The organism is Methylovorus mays (assembly GCF_020531915.1).
GTDB classification, from domain to species: domain Bacteria; phylum Pseudomonadota; class Gammaproteobacteria; order Burkholderiales; family Methylophilaceae; genus Methylovorus; species Methylovorus mays.
This window is the reverse complement of sequence record NZ_JAJAVG010000008.1, coordinates 582,568-601,054: the sequence shown is the minus strand read 5'-3', so window position 1 is coordinate 601,054 and position 18,487 is coordinate 582,568. Positions and strand designations below refer to the sequence as shown.

Here is an 18,487-nt window from a genome sequence, read left to right as displayed (position 1 = left end):
GATGTCCAAATTCTTTATTGATCGTCCTATTTTTGCGTGGGTGATCGCTATTGTCATCATGCTGGCTGGCATCCTCGCCATCCGCTCGTTGCCGATTGCCCAATACCCGCTTATTGCACCACCCGCCATCTCCATTACCGCCACCTATCCTGGTGCCTCGGCAAAAGCGGTGGAAGATAGCGTCACGCAGGTGATCGAGCAGAAGATGAAAGGTATCGATCACCTGACTTACATGTCTTCCACCAGTGATTCATCCGGCAGTGTGACGATTACCCTGACCTTCGATGCGGGCACGAACCCCGATATTGCCCAGGTACAGGTGCAGAACAAACTGGCTCTGGCGACGCCACTATTGCCCGAAGATGTACAGCGGCAGGGGGTGCAGGTAGCCAAGGCATCCAGTAACTTCCTGATGGTGGTGGGCTTTATTTCAGAAGACAACAGCATGTCGAATATCGACCTGGGCGATTATGTCGGGTCGAATATTCAAGACGTACTCAGCCGGATTAACGGTGTGGGCGATACGCAGCTGTTTGGTAGCAAATATGCCATGCGTATCTGGCTGGATCCTGCCAAGCTCCACAACTATGGGCTGACTCCGGCGGACATCAGCACGGCCATCACGGCACAGAATGCCCAGGTATCGGCAGGCCAGATTGGTGGCATGCCAGCCAGTCAGGGGCAACAACTTAATGCCACGGTGACAGCGCAAAGCCGCTTGCAAACACCAGAACAATTCGGCGACATACTGCTGAAAAGCACGACCGATGGCGCTGCCGTCAGATTGCGGGATGTTGCTCGCATCGAGCTTGGCGGTGAGAGCTACGATGTGGTGGCACGCTACAACGGCAAACCTGCCACAGGTCTGGCGATCAAGCTCGCGACCGGGGCCAATGCGCTGGATACGGCAGAGGCAGTGAAGGCAAAGCTGGCCGAATTGGAGCCCTTGTTTCCGCAGGGCATGAAAGCCGTGCTGCCGTATGACACCACACCTTTTGTCAAGATTTCGATAGAAGAGGTGGTGAAAACACTGGTTGAGGCCATCATTCTCGTGTTCATCGTGATGTATGTGTTCTTGCAGAATTTTCGTGCCACCCTCATCCCGACCATTGCTGTTCCCGTGGTACTGCTCGGCACGTTCGGTGTGCTGGCGGCGGCCGGATACTCCATCAACACACTGACCATGTTTGCCATGGTGCTGGCGATTGGTCTGCTGGTTGATGATGCGATTGTCGTCGTCGAAAATGTGGAGCGGGTGATGCAGGAAGAAGGCCTGTCACCCAAAGAGGCGACACGCCGCTCCATGGAGCAGATTACCGGGGCGCTGATCGGCATTGCGCTCGTACTTTCTGCCGTGTTTGTTCCCATGGCATTCTTCGGTGGCTCTACGGGCGTGATCTATCGGCAGTTCTCCATCACCATTGTCTCCGCCATGGCGCTTTCGGTATTGGTTGCGCTGATTCTGACCCCTGCCTTGTGTGCAACTTTGCTCAAGCCTCATACGCATGCCCATGCAGGCGCAAGGCGCAGCCTCTTCAGCAGCATGTTTGGCCGATTTAATCGTGGCGTTGACCGTACCACGAAGTTGAATCAGTCACTGGTGAAGCGCATGCTGAGCCGTCTTGGGCGATATGGCATTGTGTATGGCTTGATCGTTGTTGCCATGGCCGTACTCTTCATGCGCTTACCGTCCTCCTTCCTGCCCGATGAGGATCAAGGCATTCTGTTTACCCAGGTGATACTGCCTGCGGGAGGAACCACTGAGCGCACACAGGCCGTATTGAAGCAAGTCGAACGGCATTTTCTGGAAGATCAGAAAGAAGCCGTCAAATCGGTGTTTACCGTCTCCGGCTTCAGTTTCGCCGGTAGCGGGCAAAATAACGGCATTGCTTTTGTCAGCATGAAGGACTGGTCTGAACGCAAGCGCCCCGATCTGAAAATAACCGCCGTAGTCGGTAAAGCCATGGGTTACTTTTCGCAAATCCGCGAGGCGATGGTGTTCGCGTTTATTCCACCGGCGGTGGTTGAACTCGGCAATGCCACAGGGTTTGACTTGCAACTTCAAGACCGGGCTGGCGTAGGCCATGACGTGCTCATGCAGGCACGCAACCAGATGCTGGGGATGGCCTCGGCCAACCCTGCGCTTGTGGGCGTTCGACCAAATGGGCAGGAGGATTCTCCACAATACAAACTGGATATTGACCGGGCCAAAGCCAATGCGCTGGGCATCTCGCTGGCGGATATCAACTCCTTGCTGTCGACCGCCTGGGGCAGCTCTTATGTCAACGACTTCATTGACCGTGGTCGCATCAAGCGGGTTTACCTGCAAGGAGATGCGTCTGCCCGCATGGATCCCAAGGACTTTGAGAAATGGTTCGTCAGGAATGCCAATGGCGAGATGGTGCCATTCTCCTCCTTCGCCACGGCGCACTGGGCGTACGGATCACCTCGGCTGGAGCGCTATAACGGCTTGTCTTCCACAGAAATCATGGGATCCCCTGCCCCTGGGCACAGTACAGGCGAGGCGATGGCGATCATGGAGTCCCTGGCAAGCAAATTGCCTCCAGGCATTGGCTATGAGTGGACTGGCCTTTCCTATCAGGAGCGCATGACCGGTTCGCAGGCACCCGCACTGTATGCTTTGTCACTGCTTATCGTGTTCTTGTGTCTTGCCGCCTTGTATGAGAGCTGGTCAATTCCGTTTGCGGTCATGCTGGTGGTGCCGCTGGGGGTTGTCGGTGCCTTGATCGCCGCTTCCTTGAGAGGGCTTTCCAATGATGTGTATTTTCAGGTCGGCTTGTTGTTGACCATAGGCTTGTCTGCCAAGAATGCCATCCTGATTGTGGAGTTTGCCAAGGAGCAGATGGAGCAAGGCAAGGAGATGGTGGAAGCCACGCTGGAAGCCTTGAGACTTCGCTTCCGGCCGATTGTGATGACCTCGCTTGCATTCATCCTCGGGGTATTGCCATTGGCGATATCAAGCGGAGCAGGTTCCGGTGCACAGAACGCGCTGGGTACCGGTGTGATAGGCGGCATGATTACCGCCACCGTGCTGGCAATTCTGTTTGTACCGCTGTTCTTTGTGGCGGTGCGCAGGAGTGTTGAATGGATAAGCGAGCGCAGCAAAAAGGAACAATGAAAATGAACAAGCATAGTTATCCTCTTGGAATCGTCGCCCTCATGCTGGCTGGCTGCATGAACATGCAGCCCAAATACGAAAGGCCCGCAGCGCCGATTCCTGCCCAGTGGCCAGCCACGGCAGATGCCGTGCAGAAACAGGCCACCGCCCCTGCAGTATTGGGCTGGGAACAGTTTTTTACTGACCCTGACCTGAAAAAGCTGATCCGGCAGGCGCTGGAAAACAATCGTGATCTGCGTGTGAGCACCTTGAACATTGAAAAGGCGCGTGCCCAGTATCAGATCCAGCGCGCAGACCTTTTCCCCAAGATCAATGCGACGGGCAGTGGCACCAATCAACGTACGCCCGCCGCCGCATCCACGACCGGCTCAACATTGCTGACCCATCAGTATTCGGCAAACCTGGGCTTCTCGTCTTATGAGCTGGATTTCTTTGGCCGCGTCCGCAGTTTGCGTGATCAGGCGGTATACCAGTACCTATCGACCGAAGAAGCCAAGCGTAGCGCTCAAATCACGCTGGTGGCCGAGGTGGCGAACGCCTACCTCACCATGGTGGCGGATATGGAAAGCCTGGAGTTGGCCAGGGAAACCTTGCGCACGCAGCGGGAATCCTACGACATGACCAAGCGCCAGCTGGAATTTGGCAGCGTCACCGAGCTCACCTTGCGGCAAGCAGAAACCAGTGTGGAGTCTGCACGGGCGGATGTAGCCAAATACATGACGCAGGTAGATCAGGACAGGAATGCCCTGGTACTGTTGGTGGGGACTGCGCCAGAGGTCAATCTTGATGAGACGAGGTCATTGAAGGCCGTTTCTCAAACCGCGACCCTTCCTGATGGCCTGCCTTCCACCGTGTTGCAAAACCGCCCCGATGTGCTGGAAGCAGAACGGGATCTTCAAGGCTATAACGCCAATATTGGCGCTGCCCGGGCTGCGTTTTTCCCCACGATTTCCCTTACTGCCAGCGCTGGTGTTGCCAGCAATGAGCTGGGAAGTCTGTTCAACGGGAGCAATCGTGCATGGAGTTTTGCACCGCAGATCGTGTTGCCCATCTTCAATGCTGGCTTGAACAAGGCCAACCTCAAGGTAGCGGAAGTGAATCGCGATATCAGCGTGGCGCAGTACGAGAAGGCCATCCAGACCGCTTTCAAGGAAGTGTCTGACTCGCTTGCCCAACGCGCTACGCTGGAAGAGCAGTTGTCCGCTCAGACTGCGCTGGTAAATGCAACTGAACGAAGCTTCACGCTCTCCCGTCTGCGCTTCGAAAAAGGCCTGGATAATTACCTGACCGTGCTGGATGCGCAACGCAGCTATTATTCCGCACAGCAGAATCTCATCACTGTGCGTCTGTCGGATGTTTCCAACCAGGTCACCCTGTACAAGGTGCTGGGTGGAGGGGCATTCTGATTGTTTAGCTGACATTGCCGAGGCAGTCTGTGGTCATGTGGTGCGAAGGTGACCACAGGCTTGCCTCATGAGTGTTGCCTAAATGGCGAATATTGAAAGCATTGCTCCTCGGCTTGAAATCCTTCGATGCTGTTAGTAGTTCATTCTGAAACTGCACGACATCGCCAAGTCACCTCCCTGCAAGGCATAATGAAAAAATCATTATTTGCGAATTGCACTGGGCCATGGTGAAAAAGTCTGCAACGATAATCACCCTGAACAAGGCGGCGTCTGAGCCCATCCATCTCCAGATATATACCCGCTTTAAAGAGGCGGTGGAAGGTGGCTTATTGAATGATGGCGACCGGGTGCCTTCTACCCGTGTACTCGCCAGCGAGCTTGGCGTGGCACGCGGCACGGTCGAAAGTGCGTATTCCATGCTGCTGGGCGAGGGCATTTTTGTCTCGAAAGGGCAGGCGGGCTCTTTTGTGCATGCGCCGTTCCGGCCTGTCGGGCAAGCCACACCAGCCCGCACCCCCCGTCCACGCAAGACTTCTTCCATGGCACATCCAGAACCTGGCCTGGTTGCAGGCGGGCCTTCGCATGTCTTTCTGCCCGGCAGTCCGGCGTATGATGCCTTCCCCAGAAAAGTGTGGTCCCGACTGGCTTCAAGACGAATGCGCAGCCTGTCGGCCGGTGATTTCTCCTATCGCGATCCCTTGGGCTATTTGCCCCTGCGGCAATCGATAGCCACTTACCTTCGCTTGTCGCGCGGGGTGGCGTGCGAGCCGCAGCAAGTATTTATCACGGTGGGTTATCAGGGCGCGCTGGACTTTCTCTCGCGTTGCCTGGGTCTGCAGGGGAAGGATGTCTGGATGGAAGACCCCGGATATATTCTGGCGACCAGCATGCTGCAGGATGTGGGCGCCCATCTGGTACGCGTGCCGGTGGACCAGGAAGGCATGATGGTGTCTGAAGGCATACGCATGTCTCCCCACGCCAGTCTGGCGATTGTCACGCCGTCGCATCAGAGTCCACTTGCCATGGCCTTGTCCTGGTCCCGGCGTATGCAATTGCTCGATTGGGCAGGCAGCGCTGGCGCCTGGGTCATTGAAGACGACTACGACGGCGAGTTTCGCTATTCCGGTTACCCCTTGCCCTCGCTTAAAAGCCTGGATCAGTATGATCGTGTCATCTATGCGGGCACCTTCAGTAAAACGCTGTTCCCTGCCTTGCGCCTGGGCTACCTGGTGTTGCCGCAGAGCCTGGTGGATACCTGCACCGAGAAAGCGAGACTTTATCAACTGGGTAGCTCGATAGGCCCTCAGCTGGTGGTGAATGATTTTATTGCCGAGGGGCATTTTTCGCGACATCTTAAGAAAATGCGGTCGCTCTATGCTGAGCGCCGGGAAATGACGCGCAAGGTGCTGAGGGATGTGCTGGGCAACCATCTCGAGATCAACGCGCACAAAAATGGCACGCATTTCGCGGCGAAGATCATCAGCCCGCACACTGACCAGGCCATTGTCAGTGGCTTCAACCAGCTGGGTTATGGCATACATGCCTTATCCCGCTGGACGGCCAACGGCGCTCAGTCATCCAGAGCCCATTCCTCACATAATGGCCTTATCATCGGCTTTACCAATATTGCCAATGAAAAAACAGCCGAGCATGCGGCGCGGCAGTTGCAAGGCTTCTTCACCTGACGCCGGAGCTTGTTGTCCGCCAGATGGTTTCCTTTCCAGGTGCCGCGGTTACTACCCGACGCCATTCATGGCCCAGTCGTATATGCAATTTTTGGCCCTGTATCCGGAGGATGGTACTGCCTACCATGGTCGTCATGTTTAATCATGACGAAAAGGCAGTGACTGAAATGAGACTGATGCATGTAGACGCCAGCCCCAAGCGCCAGCTTTCCAACTCAAAAATGTTGTCCGCGTATTTTGTGGAAACGCTGAAAAAGCGGATTCCCGGACTGACAGTCGATTATCTTGATTTGTCAGTTGAGACACCGCCGCATGTGAGTGGTGATTTTGCCAAGGCAACCTACACGCCTGCCGCAGAGCGCACCGACGCCATGAAAAAGACCCTGGAATATTCGGACAATCTCTGTGCGCGGGTACTGATGTCCGATTTGCTGGTATTCGCCATGCCCATGTACAACTTCTCCATGCCATCCAGCTTTAAGGCGTTTATTGATAATCTGGTGCGTACCAACCTCACCTACAACTTTCATGAAGACGGCACCACAACAGGTAACCTTACCCGCCAGAAAACCCTGTTCATTACCGCCAGAGGCGCCGACCTCAGGCCAGGCCTCAGCCCCTGGTCACACATGGATGCCCTTACGCTGGCACTGAGATCTCCCTTCGCCTTTCTCGGGGTGGAAAATCCCTGGTTTGTTGACGCGCAGCCGCTGCAGTTTTCGGATCAGGTGGCCCGTGAAGAGGCCTTGAAGCGTGCGCGTCACGAACTGGATGCCGTTGCCCAGGAGTGGGTAGACAGTATCGCCAGGCTGCAGTAGCGACCCGGTTGCTTCAATAACACGGAAAGGTGTGCGGCGAATATGGCGAATATCGATTCACTTTAAAGAGTGTGAGAAAGGCGACGTAGATATGTCTTGAGTTCACTCTTCTAAAGTTATCCATGTTGCTATCGCGCCTATTCTCAACAAAAACAGTACATGACCTTGAGTTATCAAATCTGCAGCGTCAGCTGGCAGCAATAGGTAATGCTCAAGGCGTCGTCGAATTTAGCCTGGATGGGCAGTTGATCACGGCCAACCAGAGATTTCTGGATATCCTCGGCTACTCGCTGGATGAAGCTGTTGGCCAGCCGCATAGCACGTTTGTGGATGCAGAAACCCGTAATAGCAGCGAGTATCGGCAATTATGGGAGCGTCTGCGTGCCGGGCAATACGATGCCGGTGTATACAGACGCATGGGCAAGGGCGGCAAGGAAATCTGGCTGCAAGCCTCCTACACTCCTGTACTGGATATGGATGGCAAACCATGCAAAGTCATTAAATATGCGACGGATATTACAGCCCAGCAGCGAAAGGCGCTTGATGCCGATGGTCAGCTGGCGGCGATTGGCAAATCGCAAGGCGTGATTGAGTTCAATCTCGATAGCACGGTGATCACCGCTAACCAGAAGTTTCTGGATATCTTCGGGTACTCGCTGGAAGAAGCCGCTGGCAAGCCGCATAGCACGTTTGTGGATGTGGAAACCCGTAACAGTCGTGACTATCAACAGCTTTGGGAACGGTTGCGTGCGGGCCAATACGATGCAGGGATTTATAAACGTATTGCCAAAGGTGGCAAGGAGGTCTGGCTGCAGGCATCCTACAACCCCATCTTTGATCTGAATGGCAAACCATTCAAAGTCGTCAAATACGCCACTGACATCACCGAGCAGGCATTAAGAAATGCGGACTTTTCGGGACAACTGGCGGCAATTGGCAAGTCGCAAGGCGTTATCGAGTTCAATCTGGACAGCACCATCATTACGGCCAACCAGAAGTTTCTGGATATCATGGGATATTCGCTGGAAGAAGCCGCTGGCAAGCCACATGGCACGTTTGTGGATGAAGCAACCCGCAACAGTCGTGACTATCAGCAACTTTGGGAGCGCCTGCGTGCAGGTGAGTACGATGCAGGGATTTATAAGCGCATTGCTAAGGGTGGCAGGGAAGTCTGGCTGCAAGCTTCTTACAATCCCATTTTTGACTTGAATGGCAAACCATACAAAGTCGTCAAATACGCCACTGACATCACCGAGCAGGAATTAAGAAATGCCGATTTTTCGGGCCAGCTGGCGGCAATTGGTAAATCGCAAGGCGTGATCGAGTTCAACCTGGATGGCACGGTGCTCACGGCCAACCAGAAGTTTCTCGATATTCTCGGTTACTCATTGCAAGAGGCTGCAGGCAAGCCGCACAGCCTGTTTGTGGATGCCGCATACCGTAACAGTCTTGATTACGCCCAATTCTGGGAGCGCCTGCGTTCCGGGCAATACGATGCCGGTATATACAAACGCATGGGCAAGGGTGGCAAGGAAGTCTGGCTGCAGGCCTCCTACAACCCCATCTTTGATTTGAATGGCAAGCCATACAAAGTCGTCAAGTATGCAACGGATATTACCGCGCAGGTGTTAAGCACCCAGGTGATGAATCGTGCTGTCGAGGAAACCCAGGCGATAGTCGCGGCCGCCAAGACGGGCGATCTGACCAGTCGCATCATGCTGGATGATAAAACCGCCGAGTTGCGCATTCTGTGTGAGGGCGTCAATGCGTTGATCGATAACATGGCGGGCATCATTACCCAGATCAAGCGCTCCAGCGATACCATTTCTACCTCTGCCAATGAAATTGCGACAGGGAATAACGACTTGTCGCAGCGTACGGAAAAGCAGGCATCCATGCTGCAGGAAACCGCTTCCAGCATGGATGACCTGGCGTCGACCGTGCAACAGAATGCCAATAGCGCCAAGCAAGCCCATCAGCTCGTACACAGTGCTTCCGAAATTGCGATCAAAGGCGGCGATGTGGTGAATGAGGTTATCCAGACCATGTCCGGCATCAGTGAGAGTTCGAGAAAAATCGTCGACATCATCAGCGTCATTGATGGCATTGCGTTCCAGACGAATATTCTGGCGCTCAACGCGGCGGTAGAGGCCGCGCGTGCGGGCGAGCACGGAAGAGGTTTTGCCGTGGTGGCAAGTGAAGTCCGCAATCTGGCCCAGCGCTCGGCCTCGGCTGCCAAGGAGATCACTCAGCTGATCACTGTCTCTGTAGAGAAAGTGAAGGATGGCTCAAAACTGGTGGGGGAGGCCGGCGCGACAATGAGTGATATTGTGGCCTCCGTGCAGAGCGTGACCAATATCATGGCAGAAATTACCAAGGCCTCCAGTGAGCAAAGTGCGGGCATCGCCCAGGTGAATGTCGCCATCAGCAATATGGACGGCGTAACACAGCAGAATGCGGCGCTGGTCGAGGAGGCCGCTGCGGCCGCCATGTCGCTGGCGGATCAGGCGAATATCCTGATGGAAACCGTCGCACGATACAAGGTCGAGGCGGGTAACGCCATCGCTGCCCGCCCCTTGCTGGCGGCGGTGGGGCGATAAAACCGACGCCATCGGGGTGGACTTAACCCTTTACACGGTGTTTCAAGCCAATACCCGGGCAGGATCCATATCGCTGGATCACTGCGCTGCCGCCGGCATGATTCACCCCTCCAGTGCAATATTCATTACATGATCCACTCCGTCATTGACCAGTAGCAAGGTATTGGGCGGCCAGGCCTCCATCAGCTGCCCGTCCAGCCACACCTGCTTGATGACGTTGCGGTGGGTACCGGTGCAGCTGAAGTTGAGCTGGTAATGCGTTTGCTGATAGCGATAGCGGATCTGATAGGTGGTCCAGTCAGCAGGAATGCGTGGATGGATGAGCAGGCGATCCTGGCGTAACTCCAGCCCCAGCAGGGTTTCCAGCCCCAGGCGATACATCCAGCCTGCCGCGCCGGTGTACCAGCTCCAGCCGCCACGGCCCATATGCGCTTCTGCCGTATAAATATCCGCACTCATCACATAGGGTTCCACCTTGTAGCGCAGCATGTCTTGCGGGTGGCTGCCATGATGGATGGGGTTCAGCATGCCATATAGCGCCCATGCCTGCTCGGTGTCGCCCTGCATGGCGTAGGCCATGCTGGCCCACACGCCGGCATGGGTATATTGCCCACCATTTTCGCGGATGCCGGGCACATAACCCTTGATATAGCCAGGTTGCAGGCTGGAGGTGTCAAATGCCGGCGTCAGCAGGCGAATGAGTTTTTCATCAGGCATGACCAGGCGTTCATTCACCGCTTTCATCGCCATGCGCGCGCGCATGGGATTGCCGCCGCCGGAGAGGATGGCCCAGCTCTGGCTGATGGAGTCGATCTGGCATTCGCTATTGCTGCTGGAGCCCAGTGGTGTGCCATCGTCAAAATAGGCGCGGCGGTACCAGTTGCCATCCCAGGCATGGGCTTCAATATGCTGGCGCAACAGGGCGGCCTGCCCGGTACAGAATTCGGCAAAGGCGGTATCGTGGCGGCTTTGTGCCAGGCTGGCAAACTGGGTCAGGTTGTCAAACAGGAACCAGGCCAGCCACACGCTCTCGCCCTGACCGGCCCGGCCGACCAGGTTCATGCCATCGTTCCAGTCGCCACAGCCCATGAGCGGCAACTGGTGCACGCCAAAGCGCAAGCCATGGCGGATGGCCCGCACGCAATGCTCGTATAGCGTGGCTTCTTCGGCCGAGCGCTGCGGCTGGTCGTAATAAGACTCTTCTTCCTGATTCAGCAGGCGCCCTTCCAGAAAGGCAATACGGCTATCCAGCACGGCGACATCGCCCGTGGTCTGCACATAGCGGCAGGTGGCATAGGGCAGCCACAGGTAATCATCCGAGAAGTGGGTGCGTACGCCTTGCCCGGCGGGTGGATGCCACCAGTGTTGCACATCCCCCTCGCTGAACTGCCGTTCGGCACAGGTAATGAGTTGCTGACGTGCCAGACTCGGGGTGGTATGCACCAGCGCCATGGTATCTTGCAGCTGGTCGCGGAAACCATAAGCCCCACCGGATTGGTAGTAACCACTGCGTGCCCATAGGCGGCAGGCCAGCGTCTGGTAAAGCAGCCAGCCATTGGTGAGGATATCCATGGCGCGGTCGGGCGTCGTCACCTGCACCGCGCCCAGGGTTACTTCCCAGTAAGCCTTTACCTTTTCCAGGGCCGCATCGGCACCGGCAGGTCCGCAATATTGCTGAATATGGTGGTGCACTTCGTCGGTATTGGCGCCCGCGCCGAATACAAAAACGACTTCGCGTGTCTGCCCTTCGGCCAGTTCCAGGGGCGCCTGAATGGCGGCACAGGGGTCCAGACAGGCCCCGGTGCGGCCTGACAGGCGCTTGCGTTGCATGGCGGCGGGCCTGGCGAGTGTGCCATTGCGCCCGATAAACTCGGCGCGGTTGCCCGACATGGAGCGCTCACTCAGGTTAACCTGGGCAAATACCACGCGATTCGCACATTCCTGGCCATACTGGTTGCGTGCCAATAAGGCGTGGTTGTGAGGGTCGATTTCGGTCACCACATGCATCATGTTGGCATGGCGCCACTGCCCCAGCACCAGCTCCCAGTAGCCCGTGAGCGAAAGCTTGCGCGCGCGGCCCGAGTGATTGCTCAGTTTGATCACCACAAATTTGACGGGCGCGTCCATGGCGACAAAGGTGGTCAGCTCGGAGCGTAGGCCCGCTTCTTCATGCTCGAATACGCTATAGCCGAAACCATGACGGCAGATATAGCCCGACAGGCCGCGTGCCGGCAAGGGCGTCGGCGACCAGAAAGCGCCGGACTCTTCATCGCGCACATAAAAAGCCTCGCCGCTGCTATCGCTGATCGGGTCGTTATGCCAGGTGGTGAGGCGGAACTCGTGGGCGTTTTCTACCCAGGTATAGCTGCTGCCGCTTTCGCTGATCACCATGCCGATATACGGGCTGGCGATCACATTTGACCAAGGTGCAGGGGTCGTCGCGCCGGGCGGCAAGGTGATGATGTATTCGCGCCCATCTTCCGAAAAGCCGCCCAGGCCGTTGAAGAACTGGCGGGGTGGCGCCTGCAGCGGCACGTTGGGGGTACTTTCATGCGGCAATACCGGTTGCAGCATGTCGGATACGCGCTCGGTAGACACGCGGCGATCAATCTGTTCGATCAGCGTATCCGCCGTATCATGTAGCACCACACGGGCGACCGAGAGCAGCAACACGCGGGCATCTTCCGACAGCTCCTCCGCCCGGCGGATGAATATGCCGCCGGGTTTATCCATGACCTGGGCCTCTGAGCCTGCATTGATCAGGCCCATGATCTGGTCATGCAGCAGGGCACGGTAGCCGGAGAAATCCTCATTGATAATCACCAGGTCGACCACCAGCCCTTTCATGCGCCAATAGGCATGGGCTTGCAGCGCCTGCTTCACCAGGTTAAGACGGCTGATATCGCCCACCCGCAGCAGCACAATCGGCAGATCACCAGAAATACCAAAACGCCACAGGCCGGATTGCCCTTGCTGATTGCGCAGGATCACGGCGGGCGGGGCGCGGCGTAGAGCGCTGGCATAAAGGATTGAGGCGGCCAGACGCGCATAAGTCTGGGCATCGGCTTCACTGGCATTGATCAGTCGGAGGACTTCCTGGCTATGAAACCAGGCCATCTCGAATGCGCGATCCACAAAATGGCGGTCACAGTATTTATCCAGCAGTGCAAGTGCCTGCTCACGCGTATCTGCCACGCCGGAAATAATCTGGATGACAGCCGAGGTATCGGCTTGCAGGCTGATGTTGCACCGGATGGCGACGATAGGGTCCAGTACGGAGCCCTCACTATTGGAAAGCAGTGCTGGTCCAGCGCGGCTATCCATGACCACGGGGTGGCTGGCCGTGCGCCCGCGGCCGATAAACTGGGCGCGGTCTGTTTCAAAGGACAAGGCACCAGACACGGTCCCGGGGGCTGCCAGCAGATGGAACATCCATGGCACCTGTTCCTCTGGCGTGCGCGGGCGGCGCGTGCAGAGGATGGCCTGGCGATCCGCCAGAATCTCGGTTTGCACAAACAGATTACTGAACGCCCGGTGCGCCAGATCGGCATTCAGCGGGGCCAGCACCACTTCGGCATAGGTGGTGATTTCAATGCGCCTGTGCCGTGAGGACAGATTCGCCAGCGTCACGCGGCGGATCTCGACATCATCTTCCGGTGAGACGCTGATCTCGGTGTGGGTTTCAATGGCCTGATCGCGCAGGCGGTACTCCGCCCGCCCCTGCACGAAAATCGCCTCAAAACTATCGGTTTTGCCATGGGTGGGCTGGTAAGCACTTGACCAGTAATAGCCGGTATCGCGGTCGCGCAGGTAGATGAAGGTACCAAAGCCATCCATGGTGGCATCTTCACGCCAGCGGGTAATCGCCAGATCACGCCAGCGGCTGTAGCCGCCACCGGAGTTGGTGACCATGACATGGTAATGGCCATTGGAGAGTAAATGCACTTCTGGCAGGGTGGTGTGCGGGTTGGTAAGCACTCGCATGAGCGAACCTCGGTCTGCCACCGGTGGCCTGGCGGCGGCACTTACTTCTGCAGCATGCGGATGCAGGGTATCGCCCTTCTTGGGCACGCGCTCCTGCAGCAGCAAGGCGGTGGCCTGTACGGCAGGGGCTGCCATGAAACGGCGCTGCATGGGCGCATCGTGCAGCACATGGTCAAACGCCAGCAAACTCATGCCCTGATGGTGCACCATGTAAGACTTCACCACCGCATGGGTTTTGCCGCGCGGCACGCGTGACGGGGTATAGTCGATTGCTTCGTAAAAGCCGAACTGCCCGGTAAAGCCCAGGCCCGCCATGGCTTGCAGGTTGCGGCAGGCTTCGCGCGGCATGACGATCAGCGCCAGCGCCGTGGCATAAGGGGCAATCACCAGGTCATCGGCCAGACCACGCTTGAAGCCCAGTCCCGGTACGCCAAATGCCCGGTACTGGTAGATATGGCTGGCGTCGGTCGCGTTATAGCAGGATTCGGAAATACCCCAGGGTATGCCACGCTGCCGCCCGTATTCAATCTGGCGCAGTACGACCGCCTTGCAGGTCTGGTCCAGCAGGGTGTTGTCGTAGCTGGGCATCATCAGCTGCGGCATCAGGTATTCAAACATGGAGCCGCTCCATGAGATCAGGCTCAGTTCGCCGCCCTGACTGGTCAGCAGGCGGCCCAGGGTAAACCAGTGTTTTTGCGGGAGTTTGTCTTCGGCGATGAACAGAAAGCTGGCAAGGCGCGCTTCCGATGCCAGCAGATCGTAGCAGGAGGGGTCGCGCCTGCGCTCGCGCACGTCGTAACCTATGCTCAACAAACCACTCTCAGCGTCATACAAGAAGTCGGCATCCATGACCGCCAATTGGGCACATTGCGCCATCAGATCATCAATACGCGCATGGCGCGACTGGCTTTCGTGGGGTGCGTTCCCGTCATCCGGCACATGATGAGGGCTGGAAGACAGTAGCGATAACTCCTGATAGGCCGCCAGGCATTGCTTGTCCAGTGCGTCTAGCCAGGTGCCGAGTTGCGCATCGGTGTTTCCTTCGTTAGCCAGTGATATCGCCAGCGCGGCGGCGCTGTCGTGCAGTTGCTCCAGTATCGTGAAGGCCGCAGTCGGACTGGGGAAGGCAACGCCAGGCGCGCACAATGCGTTCAGCTCCTTGCGTAGCCAGCTGAGGTGCGATTTGGCATCAGCGCCGGCGGTCCCGGGCACATGCTCCTCCAGCACCTGAAAGGTATCCTGCAACCCGTGGAATGTCTGCGACGGTAGCGTGGCCTGCTTTTTCAACTCCAGCAGGCCCATTTGCAGGGTCAACAGGCAGCCTGCCAGATTGCCGCTATCCACGGACGAGACATAGTGCGGGCGCAGTACTTCCAGCGTGCGGGTGTCATACCAGTTGTAAAAGTGGCCGCGATAGCGCTCCAGCAAGCCCATGGTGGATAGCGTGTGCTCGCTACGCGCGATCAGCTCTCCGGCCGAGAGGTAGCCCAGGTCATAGGCCGCCAGATTGGACGTCAGGGCCATGCCGATGTTGGTGGGTGAAGTGCGGCTCGCGATCATGCCCGCGGGGAATTCCTGGAAATTATCCGGCGGCAGCCAGTGATCATCCGGACCGACCAGCGACACGAAATATTGCCAGGTGCGCCGTGCCTGTTTGCGCAGGAACAGACGTTGTTCTGTAGTCAGTTCGGCTGTGGTTTTGGGCAGAGGCAGGCTGATGCGCCAGGCGATCACCGGCGCCACAAGCCATACGCATAAAATCGGCAGGATGACTTGCCAGGCAATCACCTGCTCTTGCTGCATGAGGCCAAGCAGGCTGGCAAACAGCGCGATGGCGAGGAATGGCGCTATCCACATTTCCAGCACAAAGTCGCCCAGGGTGCGTTTGGCATTGCGCACGGTATAAGCGCGGGTATGCCACAGCAAAAGCCCGCGGCGGGTAAACAGCATGCGCAAGGCGGAGCGCAGGATGGCATCCACCGCGATCAAGGCTTCATAGGGAAGAAAAACCAGGGTGAGCAAGCCCATCGACAAGGGCGGTATGGCGGACTTGCCAGTCTGCGTCAGATGTACCAGCCAGGCACGATCCGCAGGCTTGCGCACCACATCGACCAGGCTGGTCAGCAGCATGGGCGCAAACAGCACGATCAGGATGAGGCCAGCCCAGAAAGTGACAGAACCTACCCCCAGTAACCAGCTGCTTGCCAGCAACATGAGCAAGGCTGGGGCGACCAGGCTACGCCGCAGATTATCGAAGATTTTCCATATCGAAAGCGCATTGATCGGATTGGGCGCACGCCGCCCACGCTGGCCTGTGGTTCCCTCTGGGCCAGGCACGCGTGGAAACAGCCAGCCGATCAGCTGCCAGTCGCCACGTATCCAGCGGTGTCGGCGGCTCACATCAGCCAGATAACTGGCCGGGTAATCCTCTATCAGCACGACATCGCTTACCAGGGCCGAGCGGGCATAGCCACTCTCAAGGAGGTCGTGGCTCAGGATCAGGTTGTCGGGGAACTGCTGGTCCACCACTTGCCGAAAGGCATCCACATCGTAGATGCCCTTGCCGATGAACGAGCCCTCACCAAACAGATCCTGATACACATCCGATATCTCGCGTGTATAAGGGTCTATGCCGGACTCCCCGGCAAACAGGCGCGTAAACCAAGAGCGCGTGGCACTGGTCAGGCTGGTGGCGGCGCGCGGTTGCAGAATCGCATAGCCTTCCACGATACGGCCTACTCTGGCGTCGTACACCGGCCGGTTTAGCGGATGGGCCATGTTACCGACCAGGGTGCGCGCGGTATCACGCGGTAGCTGGGTGTCCGTGTCCAGGGTGATCACATAACGTACGCGCGGAAACAGTTGGGTATCGCCGACAATATCCGGAAACGCGGCCTGCCCGCTGCCGCGCAACAGCGCGTTGAACTGCTCCAGCTTGCCGCGTTTGCGTTCATAGCCCATCCATAGCCGCTCCACCGGGTTCCAGGTGCGGGGGCGATGCAGCAGATAAAAGATGCAGGGGCGATCATCGCGGTAGGTCGCATTGAGCGTGGCAATCGCCTGATGCGCATGGGCCAGCAAGGCCGCATCCGTTGGCAGGCTGTCGGTCAGTGCATCGGGAAAGTCGGTGAGCAGGGCAAAGTAAAGCTGGGCATCGCGATTCCCCAGGTAGCGTATTTCCAGCGCTTCCATGTAGGCATCAATCGCGGCCATCGAGGTGAGCAGCGTGGGCACGATGACCATGGTGCAATGCTCGGGCGGAATGCCTTGCGAAAAATCCAGTCGCGGCAATACACGCGGCCTGAGCATCCAGGTCGCCACCAGATTGACCAGCGTGACCGACAAGGTGGAAAGGCCAACCATGCTGAGCACGGCAAACAGCCAGTAGTACATGCTGCCCAGCGCCAGCGGTTGCAGCTGGCGCAGTACGATGAACGCGGACAGCGCCGTCAGCAGCGCCATCGGGGCCAGATATACCAACAGGCGGTGGCGCAGATAATACTGGCGCGCCGGTATCTTCCAGGAGGGTGGGCGACCCATGGCTTTTTCCAGCATGGGCAAGCCGTGATCTACCAGAAAATAGCCGACATGGGCGGTGCGGTGCGCTGCTCCCTGGCTTGCTGCTGCCAGCTTCGCCTGTGTAATGGCCGCTTCGGCGACCACAGGCTCGGGTTTGCCGCAACGGCGCGCCACATCTTCAATCACATGCCGGTAACGGTCGCGTGTGGTGAAATCCTGCAAGGCATACATGGCGGCTGGATCATGCCGCAACACCTCCTCGACCTTGCTTAGCGACTCTACATAATTGCGCCAGTCCATGGTGCCGATAAAGCGCAGGCTGCTGATGCTGTTGGCAATCGAAATCTGGTTGGCGGCTGCGGTGCGGCTGGCTGCCTCGGAAAGCTGGGTGGCGGTGACGCCCTGCTCCTGCAGCTTGTGCTCTACCCACGCTTGCACAAAAGCCATGGCCGAGCCATGCGCTTGCAGGCGCGAGTAAAACTCCTCAACGAACGGCGCGGTCAGCGGCACATCGGCATTGGCAAACTCGGCCAGTAATTGAATCAACAGCTGCGGCTCCTGCTCCGCCGTCGTCAGCATGCGATCTGCCCACGCAATGGCGGCATCGCGCTCCTCGCGGCGACGGGCAATGCGCACGCCCACCCGGCGCAGGTTTTCCAGCAAGGCCAGTTGCAGCATGATGGGGAAGGCCCACAGCTCGCCCAGGCGCAATACCTCCACGCTCTGGTAAGCTTCCACTACCTGGCTGGCGTTGTCGTTATCCACGCGGCCATCCATGTGCGAGATCAGTGTCAGCGCCAGATCATAAATGCGCGGAAACCCGGCCGAGATGCCATTCGCCAACCTTGGCAGCTGGCGACTGTAGCCGCGTGGCAAGTGCCGTTTAGCCAGGCTGATCTGTTGCTCGATCAGGTAAAAGTTATCCAGCAGCCAGCTTTCAGCAGGCACCAGATGCTGGCCCTCCGTCGCCGCGGTGGTCACCACTTCATAGGCTGCCAGGAGCACGCGGGCATTATCTGCCAACCGGGGCAGCAGGTGGTCTGGTCCCGGCCCAGGCGTCAGCACATGCTGGGTGGCCAGCATGGCCGCATGCCGTTTCAGCTGTTCTATGCTGAACAATTCGGAGCGCAACAATTCCGTATCCTGCTCACTATGCCGGGGATGGCGGGGTCGCGACGAAAAGCCGAGTTCCTTGATGATGATCTGCTCCTGGTGAAAGTGCGGCCAATCACCGTGCGAAGGTAGCGGCGCGGTTATTGAATGGCAGAGTGTTGCTGGCTTGCGGAAGGGACGAGTGCGTAACGATTGCCATGAAGCAGGCATGGTTGCCTGTGCT

Annotated in this window: 6 protein-coding genes; 5 read left to right on the top strand and 1 reads right to left on the bottom strand. The window is 57.6% G+C overall.

Annotated features, from left to right (window positions below):
- Position 1 precedes the first annotated feature (1 nt).
- The 5 genes from LG203_RS13190 (at position 2) to LG203_RS14445 (ending at position 9,648) form a co-directional block, all read left to right on the top strand.
- Positions 2 to 3,139, top strand: a complete 3,138-nt coding sequence (locus tag LG203_RS13190; protein WP_230346182.1) for an efflux RND transporter permease subunit — start codon at positions 2 to 4, stop codon at positions 3,137 to 3,139.
- Between the two features lie 2 nt (positions 3,140 to 3,141).
- Positions 3,142 to 4,545, top strand: coding sequence for an efflux transporter outer membrane subunit (locus LG203_RS13185; RefSeq protein WP_328487160.1), 1,404 nt, complete (start codon positions 3,142 to 3,144; stop codon positions 4,543 to 4,545).
- Between the two features lie 224 nt (positions 4,546 to 4,769).
- Positions 4,770 to 6,230 (top strand): MocR-like pyridoxine biosynthesis transcription factor PdxR, encoded by a 1,461-nt coding sequence (pdxR, locus tag LG203_RS13180; protein WP_230346181.1) that lies wholly within the window; start codon positions 4,770 to 4,772, stop codon positions 6,228 to 6,230.
- Positions 6,231 to 6,397: 167 nt separating this feature from the next.
- A complete protein-coding gene (locus LG203_RS13175) occupies positions 6,398 to 7,048 on the top strand; it encodes an FMN-dependent NADH-azoreductase (protein ID WP_230346180.1) in 651 nt (216 codons plus the stop codon).
- A 122-nt stretch (positions 7,049 to 7,170) separates the two neighbouring features.
- On the top strand, positions 7,171 to 9,648 hold the full coding sequence (locus LG203_RS14445) for a PAS domain S-box protein (RefSeq protein WP_328487157.1): 2,478 nt from the start codon (positions 7,171 to 7,173) through the stop codon (positions 9,646 to 9,648).
- A gap of 102 nt (positions 9,649 to 9,750) precedes the next feature.
- On the opposite strand, the gene LG203_RS13160 is transcribed toward LG203_RS14445, so the two are convergent.
- Complete coding sequence (locus LG203_RS13160; protein ID WP_456085641.1) at positions 9,751 to 18,474, bottom strand: GH36-type glycosyl hydrolase domain-containing protein; 8,724 nt, start codon at positions 18,472 to 18,474, stop codon at positions 9,751 to 9,753.
- Between the last annotated feature and the right edge of the window lie 13 nt (positions 18,475 to 18,487).

What these genes read in the sequence shown, in the direction of transcription:
- LG203_RS13160 (WP_456085641.1), bottom strand. Translation starts at nt 18,474, where the DNA reads ATGCCTGCTTCATGGCAATCGTTACGCACTCGTCCCTTCCGCAAGCCA.
- pdxR (WP_230346181.1), top strand. Translation starts at nt 4,770, where the DNA reads ATGGTGAAAAAGTCTGCAACGATAATCACCCTGAACAAGGCGGCGTCT.
- LG203_RS13175 (WP_230346180.1), top strand. Translation starts at nt 6,398, where the DNA reads ATGAGACTGATGCATGTAGACGCCAGCCCCAAGCGCCAGCTTTCCAAC.
- LG203_RS13185 (WP_328487160.1), top strand. Translation starts at nt 3,142, where the DNA reads ATGAACAAGCATAGTTATCCTCTTGGAATCGTCGCCCTCATGCTGGCT.
- LG203_RS14445 (WP_328487157.1), top strand. Translation starts at nt 7,171, where the DNA reads ATGTTGCTATCGCGCCTATTCTCAACAAAAACAGTACATGACCTTGAG.
- LG203_RS13190 (WP_230346182.1), top strand. Translation starts at nt 2, where the DNA reads ATGTCCAAATTCTTTATTGATCGTCCTATTTTTGCGTGGGTGATCGCT.